The following is a 16,534-nucleotide window of genomic DNA, read 5'->3' as shown; positions in this document are numbered from 1 at the left end:
ATTTTTGTTATAATTCAATGTAGTATTGGAGGGATAAATTTGAATGATAAAAGAAAAAAATTAAGAAGAAAAATGATGATAAGAAGAAGAATAACAGCAATGACGGTAGCAGGATTAGTAGTTGGACTAGTTATTTATACTCCAATAAAAATTAAACATAAAAATCTTTTACAATTAGAGGCTAAAGCAACAGAGAGATTTAGTGGACAAATGAGTGTGGTAGAAGATTATAAAAATTTAAAAGAGAATAAAAAAAATATATATACTAGTGATGAAAAAATAGCAGAAATACAAAAATTAGAAGATGAAATTTCAAATGAGATTTCAAATGGAATTACAGATAATTTAAACAAATTTGTAAGTGATTTAAAAGCATTAGTCAGTGAAGTTAGTGCATCAAATGAAGTAGAGTTAGAAGCAATTTTTAATAAAATAAATGAGGACAAACTAGAGGGATTTACTGAAGAGGAAATTAAAAAAGTTAATTCTTTTATAGATGATTATGATGGTTTTTATAAAGAGAGAAATTATAAAAGTGCAAAAGATACTTTAAGTAAACTACAAGGTTATATAAACGATATTAAAAAAGATGCGAATCAAAGAAGAATTAAAAAAACATATGATTTAAAGTCTAGTGAAGATGCAAGTAAAAGGGAAGCAAAATATATAAATGGAATTTTACTTGTTAATAAAGAATATGGTTTACCAGACTCCTTTGCACCAGGAGAAAGTGCTGAAGCAAGAGCTGCTTTTGAAGAAATGAAAGCTAAAGCTGCAAGTGAAGGAGTATACTTAAATGCATTTTCTACTTACAGAAGCTATTGGAGTCAAAATAGATTATATTGGAATTATGCATCAAATTATGGACAGGAACCTACAGATACTTTTTCAGCAAGAGCTGGATTTAGTGAACATCAAACCGGGTTAGCATTTGATATTGGAGGAGCTGATAGATCTTTATGGGCAGAAAATGCTTTTAAAAATACAATAGAAGCTAAATGGTTAAAAGATAATGCTTATAAATATGGATTTATTTTAAGATATCCTGAAGGAAAAGAATGGAAGACAGGGTTTATATTTGAATCATGGCATTTTAGATATATAGGAAAAGAGCATAGCAAAAACTTTGCTAATAATGATTTAACATTAGAAGAGTATTTAGGATTATAAAAGAAGGCATTGAAATTTAAATTTCAATGCCTTCTTTATTACTTATTAATTACTATGTTTATATTTTCCACTGTAGGATCTTCAGTTCCTTGAACATAAAGATTTGCCCTTTTTAAGTCATTTACATAATTAACAATTTCTTCAGTTATTTCTTCACCTGGACAAAGTAGTGGGATACCAGGAGGATAAGCTAGAAGAAATTCACCTGAAATTTTACCTATACTATCTTTTAAAGGTGTAGAAGATTTAGCACTATAAAATGCCTTTCTAGGATCTAAAATTTTCTTTGGAATAGATGGAATATCTAAAAAGTCTGGTATTTTATGTCCTTTTCCATAATAATCTTTAGAAATTTCTTTAAGTGCAGATAATAATCTATCCATACCATTTTTTGTATCTCCAAAAGAACCTACTGCAAGAACGTTATAAAAATCAGATAGTTCCATTTGTATATGATATTTATTTGATAATATCATATCTAGTTCAAAACCTGTAATTCCAAGGTCTCTACATGAAATTGTAAGTTTTGTAGAATCAAAAGAATATGATCCAGGTTTAGAGAGAACCTCTTCACCAAAACAATAAAATCCTGGAATTTTATTTATTTCATCTCTAGTATATTTACATAATTCTATTGTTTTTGAAAGTAATTCTTTTCCCTCAAGGGCTATTTGTCTTCTAGCACAATCAAGAGAAGCCATTAATATATATGATGGTGAAGTTGTTTGTAATAAATTAAGAATTTGTTGAACTCTTTTTGCACTAATATATTTACTCTTTAAATGTAATAATGATCCTTGAGTTAAAGAACCTATAATTTTATGAGTGCTTTGTGCACACATATCAGCACCAGCTTCTAGAGCAGATAAAGGTAACTTATCAGAAAATGCTAAGTGAGGGCCGTGAGCTTCATCAACGATTATAGGAATATCAAAACTATGAACAATATCAACTATTTTCTTTATATCAGTTGCAACACCATAATATGTTGGATTGATAATTAAAACAGCTTTTGCATCAGGGTTTTCTTTTAATGTTCTTTCAACAGTTTCAGGGGAAACCCCTTGAGCAATTCCAAGTTTTTTATCTAATTCAGGCTGCATGAACACTGGAATTGCACCACTTAATATAATTCCTGCAGTTATAGATTTATGTACATTTCTAGGGACTATTATTTTATCTCCATCATTAACTACTGACATTATCATTGCTTGAATGGCGCCAGATGTTCCATGAATAGAGAAAAATGATGCATCAGCTCCATATGCATCAGCTACAAGTTCTTGAGCTTTTTTTATTGGTCCAGTAGGATGGTGTAAACTATCAACCAATTTAAATACAGTAACATCTATTTTAAACGGGTTTTCTCCGATGAAATTTTTAAATTCACTATCAATACCAACTCCTTTTTTGTGACCTGGTACGTGAAATGGTAAAGTATCTCTATTTACATACTCCTTAAGAGCATTAAAAAGGGGAGTTTCTTGTTGATTTAATTTATACAATAAGGACACCTTCTTTCATTACTAGTGTATATATTTAACTATATTTTATACAAACATTAATATTATATTTTATTAGATAGGGGTATGCAATAAAAAAATTTCTATTATTTAAATAATATTTAATTAAAGAGTCTTTTGAAATATTGAATAATTTTCTAATTATATGATAAGAATATTTGAAGAGAATGTTAATTTAGATTAAAAGGAGGGATTTACCTGTGTCAAATTTACAAGTAAATAAAAGAAATGAAAGCATACCAAATAGTGCTAAAAAAGCAAGGAGAGCTGGAAAGGTACCAGGTATATTGTATGGAAAGGCTATAAACACTTTAATGTTTGAAGTAGGAGAATTAGAATTAGGAAGAGAAATATCAGCTCAAGGTGAGCATGGAATACTAAATTTTAATATTGAAGGAGAAGAACATAAAGCCTTAGTTAAAGATGTTCAAAGAGATCCAGTTTCTCATAAGATAATTCATTTAGATTTAGAGGAATTACAAGGAAACCAAAAAATAATATCATCAGTTCCTATACATTATGTAGGAGAAGAAATTTTAACTAAAAGAGGAATAGTTATTCAAAAAGAAAAAGATAGTGTAAGAGTAGAGTGCTCAGCAGATTCATTACCCAAATATATAAACATTGATATTAAGAGTTCACAGGTAGGATCAGTATATAGATATGGTGATTTAGAAGTGGCTTCAGAAATATCAATAATAGATGACTTATCTACTGTAATAGCATCAATAAGCTTTGAACGAAAGACAGTTTCAGATGATATGGAAGCTGCAGTTGAACCAGAAAAATAATATAATAAGTAGCTTATAAGGAGAAGTATAAAAAATACATACTTTCTCCTTATATTTTTATATTCCAATAATATTTTTTTTAGTGTATAATATAATCTGACAATTATTAGTAGGAGGGGTATAATGTTATACAGAGAAAAATATAATCACTGGTTAGAATCCGGAATTATTGATGAGAATATTAAAGAAGAACTTAAGAGCATTAAAGATGAAAAAGAAATTGAAGATAGATTCTATAAAGATCTTGATTTTGGAACAGGTGGGCTAAGAGGCGTTATAGGTGCTGGTAGTAATAGAATGAATATTTATACAGTAGCAAAAGCAACACAAGGTTTTGCTAACTATTTAAATGGAAGATTTGAATCTCCAGCGGTAGCAATTGCATATGATTCAAGAAATATGTCAAAGGAATTTGCTAAAGCAGCAGCATTAAATCTTTGTGCTAATAATGTAAAGGTATATCTTTTTGAGGACTTAAGACCTACACCAATGCTTTCTTTTGCTGTTAGACATTTAAATTGTACAGGTGGTATAGTTATAACAGCTTCACATAATCCTAAGCAATATAATGGATATAAAGTTTATGATGAATTTGGTGGTCAAGTTACTGATGAAAAGGCTAACATAATAATAAATGAAGTAAACAGTATTAAAGATTTTGATGAAATGAAGAATATATCAGAAGAAGAAGCCTTAGCTAAAGAGCTTTTAGTTTATATTGGTGAAGAAGTTGATAAAGCTTATATTGATTCTGTAAAGGGATTAACTATAAGAGCTGATTTAGTAAAAGAGAAAGCTTCTGATTTAAAGGTTATATATACTCCGATTCATGGCTCTGGAAATATTCCAGTTAGAAGAGTTTTAAAAGAACTTGGATATACTGGTGTAGATGTTGTAAAGGAACAAGAGGCTCCAGATGGAAACTTCCCAACAGCATCATATCCAAATCCAGAAGAACCAGCTGTATTTAAATTAGCTTTAGAAATGGCTAAAACAGAAGAACCAGATGTGATATTTGCAACAGATCCAGATGCAGATAGAATTGGGGTAGTTGTTAAGGATAGTCAAGGAGAATATAAAGTATTAACAGGAAACCAAACAGGGTTACTATTAACAGAGTATTTATTAGATGCTTTAAAATCAGAAAATAAGTTGCCAGAAAATGGTGTTGTTATTAAAACTATAGTAACATCAGAAGGGGCTAAGAAAATAGCAGAAGCATATAATGTTGAAGTAATGGATGTACTTACAGGATTTAAGTACATTGGAGAAAAAATTAGAGAGTTTAAAGAAGCTAAAAACAAGACTTACTTATTTGGATTTGAAGAAAGCTATGGATATTTAGCAGGAGATTTTGTAAGAGATAAGGATGCTGTTATAGCTGCAATGCTTATAGCAGAAATGACTCTTTACTATAAAGAACAAGGTAAGAGTTTATTTGATGCAATAGTTAACTTATATGAAAAGTATGGATTCTTTAAAGAAACATTAGTTTCATTTGAATTAAAAGGTAAAGAAGGTCAAGAAAAAATATCTAACTGTATTGACTCATTTAGAAACTCAAAACTTGAAGAAGTTAACGGTATTAAAGTAAATACAATACTTGATTATAAATTAAGTACAGAGGAAAATTTAATAACTGGTGAAAAGAATGAAATAAAACTTCCTAAATCAAATGTTATTAAGTTTATATTAGAAAATGGCTCTTGGTTTGTTGTAAGACCATCAGGAACAGAACCTAAAATGAAAGCTTATGTTGCTATAAAAGGGTCTAGCTTAGAAGATGCCGATATATCACTAGAAAGCTTTAAAAATAAAGTTATAGAAATAATTAATGAAAAACTAGCTTAATAATAAAAGTAGGACTTTTAAAGATTTTTATAAGTCCTACTTTTATATTTTTATATAATTATTATTAATAATATATTTTATAGAAATAAATTAAAGAGATATTAATACTTATTCATAGAATTTAAGGTTTTAATAATATTAAAATACAACTCATAAGGAACAGAAAAGTTACCGTCAGCAATTCCAATATCTAGATTACGTCTATTAGAACCATGATAATCGCTTCCACCACAAGAAATCAAATTATATTTATCTATTAAATAATCTAAAAAATTATGATCATCATTTGAAAATGATGGATAATATCTTTCAACTCCATTTAGTCCTAGAGAAATTAAATATTTAATATGTTCTTCAATTTCAAACTTATTAAATCCCTTTAATCCAATTTTTTTATTATAGTGAGCTAAGAAAGAGAGTCCGTTAGCTTTATTAATAATTTTAAGAGTTTCATTTATTGAAATTAATTCATTTGGACCATAGGGAATCGGATCTAAGTATATATTCCAAATTTTTTGCCCATCAGTACAAATTTTATTATCTATAATATATCTATAAATATCATATCTAGATAAATATTCATCTAATTTTCTTTCTCTTAAAATATCAACATCAATATCTAAATTTTGATTTTCCTTTATATATTTAAGTATATTAGGAATGCTAGATTCTCTAGCTTTTTTCATTTTATAGTAAGATTCTAAAAATATTTCATTAGTTAAATCAATGCCTAAACCTAAAATATGTAATATTCTATTATCTCTATATACTGCACTGATTTCAATTCCAGAAATTAATTCAATATTGTGATTTTTTGCCATGATAGAAGCTTCTTTTATGCCTTTTATACTATCATGGTCAGTTAAGGCTATAGCTTTTATATTATTTTTGTATGCTGCCTTTATTAAATTAGATGGACTACATGATCCATCTGATATAAATGAGTGAGTGTGTAAATCAATTAAATTATTCATTAAACAACCTCTTTTTATAATAATAGAATATTTCTAAATTAATTTAAAATAAATTTATAGAAATATAAATACATTATATTATATAAAAGTTAAATATTGTATAATAAATATATAAATTTAAAGGGGGAGATAATAATGGATGAAATTTTGTCAAAAGCAATTACAATTGGAGTTCCTATTATTATTGTTTTAGTTTTAATTTTAACAATGTGGAAAAAGGCTCCACAAGATAAAGCAATAGTAGTAACAGGGCTAAAAAGAAGAGTGATAAGTGGACGAGGTAGTATAGTAATTCCGTTTTTTGAACAGTGCGATAGAATATCACTAGAAAATATGAAGGTTGAAGTAAAAACTCATGAATCTTTAGATAAAAATGGAGTCCCAATAGATACAGATGGCGTTGCAATTATAAAAGTAAAATCATCTCATGATGGTGTACTATTAGCAATGGAACAATTTAATACAGGTAAAGAAAGGGGTACAATTGAAGTAATCAGAGGAACTGTTCAAGATGTACTTGAAGGTAAACTTAGGGAAATAGTATCAAAAATGTCTATTGAAGAGATTTATCAAGATAGAGAGATGTTTGCAAATCAAGTTGAAGATGTAGCAAAGTCAGACCTTGAAAAAATGGGACTTGAAATAAAGACATTTACAATTAGAGATATAGATGATACTAAAGGATATTTAACGGCACTTGGAGCTAGGCAAATAGCTGAAGTTAAAAAGAATGCAGCAATAGCAGAAGCAGAGGCGAAAAGGGAAGAAATGCAAAAAACTGCTGAAGCAAAGAGATTGGGAACAGAAGCTCAAATAAAGGCAGAAACTGAAATAGCTAGAGCTACTAAGGAAAAAGAATTAAAGGTACAGTCATATAAGGAAGAGGAGAAGAAAGCTCAAGCAAAGGCTGATTTTGCATATGAGGTTGAAAAGAATATTGTTCAGAAGCAAGTAATTGAAGCACTTAAAAATGCTGAATTATTTGAAGAACAAAGACAAACAGAAATAGCAAAGCAACAAGCTATAAAAAAAGAAAGAGAACTTGAAGCAACAATTAAGAAGGTTGCAGAAGCAGATAAATATAAAGAAGAACAAGAAGCTGATGCAGAAAGGTATAAGCTTATAAAACAAGCAGAGGCAGAAGCAGAATCAATTAGAATAAAAGGTATGGCAGAAGCAGATGCTATTAGACTTAAGGGTGAGGCTACAGCAGATGCAATGAAAGCAGAAGCCAAAGCTATGAAGGAAAAGGCAGAAGCATATAAAATGTATGGAGAAGCAGCTGTAGTTCAAATGCTAGCTGATAAATTACCGGAGGTTGCTAAATATGTTTCAGAACCAATTGGAAAGACTGAAAAAATGGTTATTATAGATAATGGAGGGCATGGTGGTGCTTCAAAGGTAACTAAAAATATTACAAATATAATATCTGAAATACCAGAAGTTATAAATTCATTAACGGGTATTGATATTATAGATTTAGTAAAGAATATGAAAAACGACGATAATAAAAATTTATCTAATGAAGACTATATAAAAGAAGAGATAGAATCCGATTAAAAAGCTTAAAATATTACAAAATTTTTACCAATTACCTTTAAGATTAATTGAAAGTCAATCTTAAAGGTAATTTTTTTAGTATACTATATAGATAGGATACTTATTTTTAAAATATAAGATACACTATACGGATAAATTAAAAATAGAAGTATGAAAATTATATTGAAAATTAACTTTAAGTAATATAAAATCAATAATGAAACCTATGTAAGGAGGGATTATATTGGATTATAATTCAGTATTTAAAGAAAAGCTTGGCAAAATGCTATTTTTAGAAATGAAAAAGGAAGGTTTTAAAAGTAGTATTGGAATTCCATCATATGTTGAGTTTAAAAATAAAGATTTGTATATGCCTATTTCACCGGAACATATTACTTCAAATATAAATGATGAAATAAAAATAAAAAATTTGCCTATATATTATTTTATTGAGGGAATGTTTTTTGCTATGGGGGCAGATAAGAATTTAAGGTTTAATGATGATTATGAAACTATATTAACATATATAAAAGATACAGAAAATTGTATTAAAAGCTTAATATCTAAAAAAATAAAAGATGATAAACTTATAGATGCTTATTTGTTATTAAAGGGTTTTTATCGCTATTCAAAGGACTTAGATATAATGAAGAAGCTTTTATTAGTTGGGGAAAGTATAAGAGAAAAAGATAGTGGATTTAAAGATATATTAATGGAAGATATATCTTACTGCGAAGAAAAATTATTAAAAATACCAGATGCGTATCTTTATAAAACACTAATACTTAAAGATGAAGGTAACTTTAATGGAGCTAAGGTTGCAATAAATGAGTATGTAAATAAAGGTGGAGCTATAACAAATGATGTAAAAATAATACTGGAGGATATAAGTAATATATCAGACTATGAAGTGGCAATAGAATATTTAAAAAATGATCCAGCAAAGTCAATTGGAATATTATTAAATTTAACTGATAAATTTGAAAAAAACCCTCTTATTTATTACTATTTAGGTGTTGCATATAGAAAATTAGAAAATTATGAAAAGGCTATTTATTATTTAAATGAAAGTATATCAAAAGAAAGTGGTATATTAGAAGTTATAGTAGAATTAGGATTAAATTATGCTTGTATAAATGATTATGAAACAGCTATAAAATATTTTAAGAAAGCTTTTGAAGCAACGAAAGATATTGAAGTATGTACAAATATAATTATGTGTTATATAAATTTAAATAATTATGAAGAAGCAAAACTACATCTTGAAATTGCAAAAAAATTAAATTCAGAGGATGAAATAGTAAAAGAAATTAGCCTTATGTTAAAGGATAAATAAAATAATAAATAATATTATCTAAAGCCTCTAGGTATCTAGAGGCTTTAGTAAAATATAAAACTATAAATTAAATTTAAAAGGTTAAAAGGAGGAAAAATGAGAAGACTATTAGTAGTAATTGATTATCAAAATGATTTTGTAAATGGAGCACTTGGATTTAAAAAGGCCGAAGAGCTTGAAGGGAGAATATATTCAAAGGTTAAGTCATACTTAAATGATGGGGAAAAGGTTATATTTACTTATGACACTCATTTTGAAAATTACCTAGACACTAGAGAAGGGGAAAATTTACCAATAAAACATTGTATAATAAATACAGATGGTCATAATTTATATGGTAAATTAAATGAATTTAAAAATAATAAAAATACTATACACTATAAAAAAGAAGCTTTTGGATTATCACCTAAGGATATGCTAGAAATAAGTAATGAACTAGATTATATACCAGATAAAATTGAATTAGCAGGGGTGGTAACTAACATTTGCGTTATTAGTAATTCAATAATTTTTCAATCACAATTTCCTAATGCAGAAATATTTGTAGATGGAGATTTATGTGCAAGTTTTGATGAATCATTACATGAAAAAGCTTTAGAAGTAATGGAATCATTACAAGTAAAAGTAATTAATAAAAAATAAATAGCTATAGAGATAGCTATAAAATAGGTTACTAATAAGTTCCTAATTGTTTTTTATATGTATGAAAGTATAATAAAGTTAAAAAAGAACAGTAATGAAAATATTTATATAAAGGGGAATTTATTTATGGAACAAAAATTTGATAGTATTATAATAGGATTTGGAAAAGGCGGAAAAACTCTTGCTGGATTTATGGCTAATAAAGGTTTAAAAGTAGCTTTAATTGAAAAAAGTTCTTTAAGATATGGTGGAACTTGCATAAATGTAGCATGTATTCCTACAAAGAGTTTAGAAAATTCATCATCACAAATTAAAAAAAGAAATTTAAATAGCTATTCTGAGTTAGATTTAGAATATAAAAATGCAATAGCTAAAAAAGATAAATTAACTACAGCTCTAAGAAAAGCAAACTTTGACAAATTAAATTCCAATGAGAATATAACAATATTTACTGGTGAAGCATCTTTTGAGGATAAAAATACAGTTAAAATCATAATGGAAGATAGTAAAGAAGTAAAAGTTATAAATGGAGATAAGATATTTATAAATACAGGAACAGTTCCATTTATACCTAGTATAGATGGAATTAAAGAAACAAAAAATATATATACAAGTGAAACTCTTATGGATTTAACTGTTCTCCCTAAAAAATTAGTTATAGTAGGTGCTGGTTTTATTGGTCAAGAATTTGCTTCTATATATAGTGGTTTTGGAAGTAAGGTAACTTTATTAAATAATAATAAAGATATATTAGTTGGAGAAGACGATGATGATGTAGAAGAAATAGTTAAATTATATAATACTAAAGAAATAGAAATAGTTAATAATGTTAATATAAATAAATTTTATAATAAAGGAGATAAAGTAGTAATAGAAACTTCTGAAAACTTAAAATTTGAGGCTGATGCAGTACTTCTTTCTACTGGAAGAATGCCAAATACAAGTAATTTAAATTTAGAAGCAGCAAATGTAAAAGTGAATAATAGAGGATTTATAGAAGTTTCAGATACATTAAAAACATCAGTAGATAATATATGGGCATTAGGTGATGTTAATGGAGGAATGCAATTTACTTATATTTCCTTAGATGATTATAGAATAATTATAGATAACCTTTATAATGAAAAGAAAAGAAAAGTAAGCGATAGAAAAAATATACCAACATCAATATTTATAGATCCTACTTTCTCAAGAATTGGATTAAATGTAGCCAAAGCTAAAAAAGAGGGGTATAATATAATTGTTGCTAAAATGCCAGTAGCAGCAATACCAAGAGCAAAACAAATTGGAGCTACAGATGGATTCATTAAGGTTATTATTGATAAAGAAACAGATAAGATAATTGGCGCTAGTATTTTAAGTGAAGGATCAAGCGAATTAATTAACTTAATAAAAGTAGCAATGGATATGGGAGCTGATTATAGATATTTAAGAGATAATATTTATACTCATCCTACAATGACAGAAGCCTTAAATGAATTATTTACACCTGCTTTTATGAAAGAAGTGTAAAGTAGAATCCAAAAAAAGGAGGAATTATGTTTATTGTAGAGGATATTGAATATCATTGCCCAGTGGAAGCTTTATCAAGTATTTTAGGAAAAAAGTGGGTAGCTAGTCTTATTTGGACTATAAAAAATGATAAGAAGAGGTTTGGAGAATTACAGCGAAATTTAGAGGGCTGTAGTAAGAAGATGCTGACTCAACAATTAGATTTACTAATAAATAACGGTATTGTTATAAATGAAAAAATTAATATAAATAATACTATAGAATCTTCCTATTTTTTAAGTGAAAATGGAAAAAAACTTCTTCCAACAATAGAATCAATGATTTTATGGGGAGAGAAAAATTTAGTTTGCAAATAAAGTTTAAGGAAAAACTGTGCATTAAAAAATAATGTACAGTTTTTTTCTAATATAAGAGAATTAATAACTCCAGTTTTTATTATAAATATGGTATTATAGTAATAATAAATATAGAATTAAGGGAGCAAAAAATGGGAGAAAATAATTTTATTGACATATTAGGTTTTAAAATATATAGAAAAAAAATGTATGATTGTTTAAAATATATTAATTCTATGAAAAAAGTACATATAATATCAGGAAACCCTGAAGTACTATATACTGGGTTACATAACATTAAATTATTAGAAAACTTTACCTCTGATAATGCATTAATTATTCCAGATGGAGTAGGAACACAAATTGCTGCAAAAATTTTAAAAACCTCTGTAGAAGAGAAAATAGCAGGAATTGAACTTATGAAAGCATTAATTAAGCAGTGTGAGGAAAATGGAGAAGGAATATATTTACTAGGAACATCAGAGGAAAATATAAAAGCTTGTGTTGCTAATTTAGTTATTCAATTTCCAAAGTTAAAAATAAAAGGATATAGAAATGGTTATTTTGATATAGATAATCCAAAGAAAATTTTAAAAGATATAGAAGAAAAAAATCCTAAAATATTATTTGTAGCTATGGGATGTCCAAGACAAGAAGAATTTATTGTTAGATATATGGATAAACTTAATGTTAAAATATTTATGGGAGTTGGAGGAAGTTTTGACGTAATAGGAGAAAAAGTGAAAAGAGCTCCTAATTTTATGATTAAATTAGGATTAGAATGGTTATACAGAGTGGTTAAAGAACCTTTTAGAATTAAGAGACTTGGAAGTATACCTAAATTTTTATTGCTTGTTTATAGAAACAGAAAGGTGAAATAATGAGTAACAATAAAGTATTTAAAGCTACTGCAATGGTTATGATTATAACTATAATTAGTAGATTTTTAGGGCTAGGTAGAGATATATTAGCGGCTTATCATTTTGGAGCAGGTTCAATATATGATATATATAGTGCAGCTGTAGCTATACCAGAATCTGTATTTATGATAGTAGGATTAGCTATTTCAACTACTTTTATTCCAATGCTAAGTGAAGTAAATCATAAATATGGGAAAAAAGAGATGTTTAAATTCTCTAATAATGTAATAACTATACTATCTGTTTTATCTATTATAGTTTTTATATTAGGAATGATATTTACAGAAGAAATAGTTAAAATATTTGTTTCAGGTTTTACAGAAGAGCAAATGAAAGTAACTGTATTTTTAACTAAAATAAGTTTAATTAATATATTCTTTTTATGCATAAATGTTTGTTTTTTATCAATACTTCAAGTTTGTGAAGATTTTATTATTCCAGCAATACTAGGATTATTTTTTAATCTTCCAATAATTATTTATCTTTTAATTTTTAAAGATGTTAGTATTTTAGGTCTTACAGTAGCAAATGTAATAGGGAACTCCCTTAGAGTCCTTGTACAAATACCATCTCTTTATAAAAAAGGTTATAGAATTAGGCCTTTTATTGATTTAAAAGATAGTAGAATTAAAAGAATTCTTATACTTATTCTACCTGTTATAGTTGGAGCAGGGGCAAATTCATTAAATATGATAGTTGATAAAAATATTGCGTCATCACTTGCACCAGGAAGTATTTCTGCATTAGAATATTCTCAAAAAATAGTTGTATTTGCAAATACGGCTATAACAACATCAATTGTATCTGTAATTTATCCAGTAATGGCAAATAGGTTAAATTCAGGAGATAAAGTTGGGTTTTTAGAGTATATGTCTAAATCTATAGTTATTATAGCTTTATTTTTAGTGCCTTTAACTATGGCATTTATATTTTTAAGAAATGATATAATAAATATTTTTTATTCAAGAGGTGCATTTGGAAGTGATGCCGCATACGTAACTTCTATTGCATTTTTAGGTTATGCAATTCAATTACCGTTTTTTGGAGCTAGAGATATATTAAACTCTTCACTTTTTTCGATGCAAAAAACTAAAGTTACAAAAATTAATGGAATTATAGGAGTAGTTGTAAATATACTATTAAGCATAACTCTTTCTAAATACTTAGGTGTATTAGGAGTATCTTTAGCAACATCAATAGCTGCGGGAGTAACAGCGTTACTATTATTATATTCTACTAAAAGAATAATTGGAGAGTTTGATATAAAGCCTATGTTAATTAAAATAACCAAAATTATGATAAGTTCTTCTGTTATGATTTTAGGATTATATTTGTTTAATAACTTAATATTATTAAGAAACTCATTTATAACTATAATTATTGATTTTATTTTAGGTAGCACTATATTTATAATATGTACATTACTTTTAAAAGTAGATGAATTTATTGAAGCTATTAAAATGATTACTAATAAATTTATAAACAGAAGTAAATAGGAGGATTAAATGAAAATATTATTTATTGCTTGTTATTCACCACTTATTAATAATTCCGCTTCAATTGAAACGTTACAATATTTAAATAACTTAGCCAAAATAGATGGAAATGAAGTTCATTTATTAACAGTTAATTTTCCTAAAGATTCTGTGTACTATGATGAGTATATTTTTAGTATGCTAGATAAAAATGTTAAACTTCATATTATTTCAGGTGGTATTGTTTTTGAAAAAATAATGCCAAGGAAAAGTAATAATAACGTTAGTGATTCAAATAAAGCATCCTTTATTAAGCAAAATTTAAAGAGGGCAAAACGTATTTTTGCAATACCAGATATGTATTTATACTGGGCATATAAGGCAGCTGATTATGGCGAAAAATTAGTTGGAAAAGAAAAGTTTGATGTTATGTTTTCAATGCATGAACCACCATCTAGTCATATATGTGCATATAAAATAAAAAGTAAATTTAAAAATTTAAAGTGGGTAACTTATTGGAGTGATCCATGGCTTAAAGATTCAACAAGAGATGATATAGGAAATATAAGAAGAAAAATAGAAGGTAATTTTGAAAAGAAAATAATAGAATTAGCAGATAAGTTTATTTTTGTTACAGATGCAAATAGAGATGATTATTCCGTAAGTTATAATATTCCTAGAGAAAAGACCTTTATTATTACAAGAGGTTATGATAAAGAGGTTTATGAAGAAGTATATAAAGAAAAAACTCCAGTGTTAATAAAGAATGATAAAATTAATTTAGTTTATACTGGTGAAATATTTTCAAAGCTTAGAGATATTAAGCCGTTTATAAACTCATTAAATTTGCTAAAGGATCAAAATAGGGAATTATATAGTAAGTTAAATATATTGTTTTTCGGTAATATTGATGATTTAAATATAAAAAAGGATTTAGAGAAAGTAGAAAATGCAACTGTATCAGGGAGAATATCATATAAAGAAGCTTTAGGATATATGTTAAATGGAGATATATTGTTGCTTTTTGGGAATAAGAATTCAAAACAAATTCCAGCTAAAATATATGATTATTTTGGTTGTAATGGATATATACTAGTTGTTTTAGGAGATGAAAATGATCCAATAATAAATGTTGTTAAAAATAAGGAAAAATGCAGTATATCTAAAAATAATGAACTAGACATATTAGAATCTATAGAAAGTTTATCAAACAAAGTTATTAAGGGAGAAAAATTATATCCTATAGAAGAATATGAATGGCAGTATATTTCGAAAAAGTTAGATAAAATATTAAGGGAGTAATATTTATGCATATAATGTTTGTACCATCATGGTATCATAATGATAGAAATAAAGTTCACGGAAGTTTTTTTAAAGAACAGGCATTAGCATTGCAAGAATATGGTTTTAAAATTTCAGTAGCTTATAATGAAATATGGCCTTTAACACTATTAGGAAAAGTTAAAGAGAAAAAGGGATTAAATGTAGAACAAGAAGGGGAACTGAAAACATATAGATATAAAAACTATAATTTTCTTCCTAAAAATCCATTAATGTTTAATATGTTTAATAAACGTATGGAAATTTTATATAAAGAAATAGTGAAAAAAGAGGGAAAAGTAGACATTATACATGCTCAGTCATCCTTATGGGGGGGGATTAGCGCTGCATATGTTGCAAGAAAGTATAATATACCATTGATTATTACAGAACATTCCTCAATAGAAAGAGGGCCTTATGTAAGAGAAAGTTATAAACCTATAATTAAAGAATCATATAATAATGCTAATAAAGTTATAGTAGTAGGAAGTGGCTTAAAAAAAGAAATAGAAGAGTTTAGTGGAAGAAATGATATTGAAATAATTCATAATTTAGTATCAATAGATAAATATAAAATTACAGATAAAAAGAAAATTAATAAAGGAGTATTTTTTTCACTTGCATTTTTAGAAGGAGAAAAGGGATTTGATACCTTAATTAAGGCATTTTCAAAGGGGTTTAAAAATACTAATTATATACTTAAAATTGGGGGAGATGGAAGCCAAAGAGAAATACTTGAAAAGCTATCAAAAGACATGGGGGTAGTTAATCAAGTGAAATTTTTAGGGGCTCTTTCAAGAGAAGAAGTGGCAAATCAAATGGCGGAATGTGATGTTTTTGTATTGCCATCAAGATATGAAACCTTTGGAGTAGTTTATATTGAGGCGTTAGCATCTGGAAAACCAGTTATAGGAACTAAAAATGGAGGAGCGGAGGATATTATTAATAATAATAATGGAGTAATTGTAGGAATAGATGAAATTGATAAATTAAAAGATGCTATGATATATGTTATTAATAATATAGAAAAATATAATTCACAAGATATAAAATTAGATTGTGAAAGTAGATTTGGAAAAAATGTAATAGTTAAAAAGATAGCTAGTATTTATAAAGAAGTTTTGAATGAAATGTAGAAGGAGAGAT

General features: G+C 26.9%; 14 protein-coding genes. 12 read left to right on the top strand and 2 right to left on the bottom strand.

Annotation, left to right across the window (positions count from 1 at the left end):
• Window positions 1-39 precede the first annotated feature (39 nt).
• On the top strand, window positions 40-1,170 hold the full coding sequence (locus ACYQ1T_RS14670) for a M15 family metallopeptidase (RefSeq protein ID WP_459836180.1): 1,131 nt from the start codon (window positions 40-42) through the stop codon (window positions 1,168-1,170).
• A 38-nt stretch (window positions 1,171-1,208) separates the two neighbouring features.
• Here ACYQ1T_RS14670 and ACYQ1T_RS14665 read toward each other — a convergent pair whose 3' ends face one another.
• On the bottom strand, window positions 1,209-2,675 hold the full coding sequence (locus ACYQ1T_RS14665; protein ID WP_459836178.1) for an aminotransferase class I/II-fold pyridoxal phosphate-dependent enzyme: 1,467 nt from the start codon (window positions 2,673-2,675) through the stop codon (window positions 1,209-1,211).
• Window positions 2,676-2,893: 218 nt separating this feature from the next.
• On the opposite strand from ACYQ1T_RS14665, the gene ACYQ1T_RS14660 reads away from it, so the two are divergent.
• A complete protein-coding gene (locus tag ACYQ1T_RS14660) occupies window positions 2,894-3,484 on the top strand; it encodes a 50S ribosomal protein L25 (RefSeq protein ID WP_459836175.1) in 591 nt (196 codons plus the stop codon).
• Between the two features lie 123 nt (window positions 3,485-3,607).
• The gene (locus ACYQ1T_RS14655; RefSeq protein ID WP_459836173.1) at window positions 3,608-5,335 is read left to right on the top strand and encodes a phospho-sugar mutase; all 1,728 of its coding nucleotides are present in this window, start codon (window positions 3,608-3,610) and stop codon (window positions 5,333-5,335) included.
• Between the two features lie 101 nt (window positions 5,336-5,436).
• Here ACYQ1T_RS14655 and ACYQ1T_RS14650 read toward each other — a convergent pair whose 3' ends face one another.
• The gene (locus tag ACYQ1T_RS14650) at window positions 5,437-6,309 is read right to left on the bottom strand and encodes a PHP domain-containing protein (RefSeq protein ID WP_459836171.1); all 873 of its coding nucleotides are present in this window, start codon (window positions 6,307-6,309) and stop codon (window positions 5,437-5,439) included.
• 135 nt (window positions 6,310-6,444) lie between these two features.
• On the opposite strand from ACYQ1T_RS14650, the gene ACYQ1T_RS14645 reads away from it, so the two are divergent.
• From ACYQ1T_RS14645 to ACYQ1T_RS14605, 9 genes are all read left to right on the top strand, one after another.
• The gene (locus tag ACYQ1T_RS14645; protein WP_459836168.1) at window positions 6,445-7,869 is read left to right on the top strand and encodes a flotillin family protein; all 1,425 of its coding nucleotides are present in this window, start codon (window positions 6,445-6,447) and stop codon (window positions 7,867-7,869) included.
• 223 nt (window positions 7,870-8,092) lie between these two features.
• Window positions 8,093-9,184, top strand: a complete 1,092-nt coding sequence (locus ACYQ1T_RS14640) for a tetratricopeptide repeat protein (RefSeq protein ID WP_459836166.1) — start codon at window positions 8,093-8,095, stop codon at window positions 9,182-9,184.
• 96 nt (window positions 9,185-9,280) lie between these two features.
• The gene (locus ACYQ1T_RS14635; RefSeq protein ID WP_459836164.1) at window positions 9,281-9,826 is read left to right on the top strand and encodes a cysteine hydrolase family protein; all 546 of its coding nucleotides are present in this window, start codon (window positions 9,281-9,283) and stop codon (window positions 9,824-9,826) included.
• Between the two features lie 126 nt (window positions 9,827-9,952).
• On the top strand, window positions 9,953-11,338 hold the full coding sequence (locus tag ACYQ1T_RS14630) for an FAD-dependent oxidoreductase (RefSeq protein WP_459836162.1): 1,386 nt from the start codon (window positions 9,953-9,955) through the stop codon (window positions 11,336-11,338).
• A 26-nt stretch (window positions 11,339-11,364) separates the two neighbouring features.
• Window positions 11,365-11,694 carry a winged helix-turn-helix transcriptional regulator gene (locus ACYQ1T_RS14625; protein ID WP_459836160.1) on the top strand — a complete coding sequence of 110 codons (330 nt, stop codon included), beginning with the start codon at window positions 11,365-11,367 and terminating at the stop codon, window positions 11,692-11,694.
• A gap of 131 nt (window positions 11,695-11,825) precedes the next feature.
• Entirely contained in the window at window positions 11,826-12,554 is a 729-nt protein-coding gene (locus ACYQ1T_RS14620; protein WP_459836158.1) for a WecB/TagA/CpsF family glycosyltransferase, read from the top strand.
• Window positions 12,554-14,089, top strand: coding sequence for a murein biosynthesis integral membrane protein MurJ (gene murJ, locus ACYQ1T_RS14615; RefSeq protein WP_459836156.1), 1,536 nt, complete (start codon window positions 12,554-12,556; stop codon window positions 14,087-14,089). The genes ACYQ1T_RS14620 and murJ overlap by 1 nt, the downstream gene beginning before the upstream one ends.
• Before the next feature lie 9 nt (window positions 14,090-14,098).
• The gene (locus ACYQ1T_RS14610) at window positions 14,099-15,370 is read left to right on the top strand and encodes a glycosyltransferase (RefSeq protein ID WP_459836154.1); all 1,272 of its coding nucleotides are present in this window, start codon (window positions 14,099-14,101) and stop codon (window positions 15,368-15,370) included.
• A 5-nt stretch (window positions 15,371-15,375) separates the two neighbouring features.
• A complete protein-coding gene (locus ACYQ1T_RS14605; RefSeq protein WP_459836152.1) occupies window positions 15,376-16,524 on the top strand; it encodes a glycosyltransferase in 1,149 nt (382 codons plus the stop codon).
• Window positions 16,525-16,534 lie beyond the last annotated feature (10 nt).

The organism is Clostridium carnis, assembly GCF_054657435.1.
The sequence above is the reverse complement of the archived record's forward strand: the minus strand, read 5'-3'. Positions and strand labels throughout refer to the sequence as shown.

Excerpts from the sequence above, each read along its gene's own strand:
- ACYQ1T_RS14625 (WP_459836160.1), top strand. The coding sequence starts at position 11,365 with ATGTTTATTGTAGAGGATATTGAATATCATTGCCCAGTGGAAGCTTTA.
- ACYQ1T_RS14605 (WP_459836152.1), top strand. The coding sequence starts at position 15,376 with ATGCATATAATGTTTGTACCATCATGGTATCATAATGATAGAAATAAA.
- ACYQ1T_RS14650 (WP_459836171.1), bottom strand. The coding sequence starts at position 6,309 with ATGAATAATTTAATTGATTTACACACTCACTCATTTATATCAGATGGA.
- ACYQ1T_RS14620 (WP_459836158.1), top strand. The coding sequence starts at position 11,826 with ATGGGAGAAAATAATTTTATTGACATATTAGGTTTTAAAATATATAGA.
- ACYQ1T_RS14645 (WP_459836168.1), top strand. The coding sequence starts at position 6,445 with ATGGATGAAATTTTGTCAAAAGCAATTACAATTGGAGTTCCTATTATT.
- ACYQ1T_RS14610 (WP_459836154.1), top strand. The coding sequence starts at position 14,099 with ATGAAAATATTATTTATTGCTTGTTATTCACCACTTATTAATAATTCC.
- ACYQ1T_RS14630 (WP_459836162.1), top strand. The coding sequence starts at position 9,953 with ATGGAACAAAAATTTGATAGTATTATAATAGGATTTGGAAAAGGCGGA.
- murJ (WP_459836156.1), top strand. The coding sequence starts at position 12,554 with ATGAGTAACAATAAAGTATTTAAAGCTACTGCAATGGTTATGATTATA.
- ACYQ1T_RS14655 (WP_459836173.1), top strand. The coding sequence starts at position 3,608 with ATGTTATACAGAGAAAAATATAATCACTGGTTAGAATCCGGAATTATT.
- ACYQ1T_RS14635 (WP_459836164.1), top strand. The coding sequence starts at position 9,281 with ATGAGAAGACTATTAGTAGTAATTGATTATCAAAATGATTTTGTAAAT.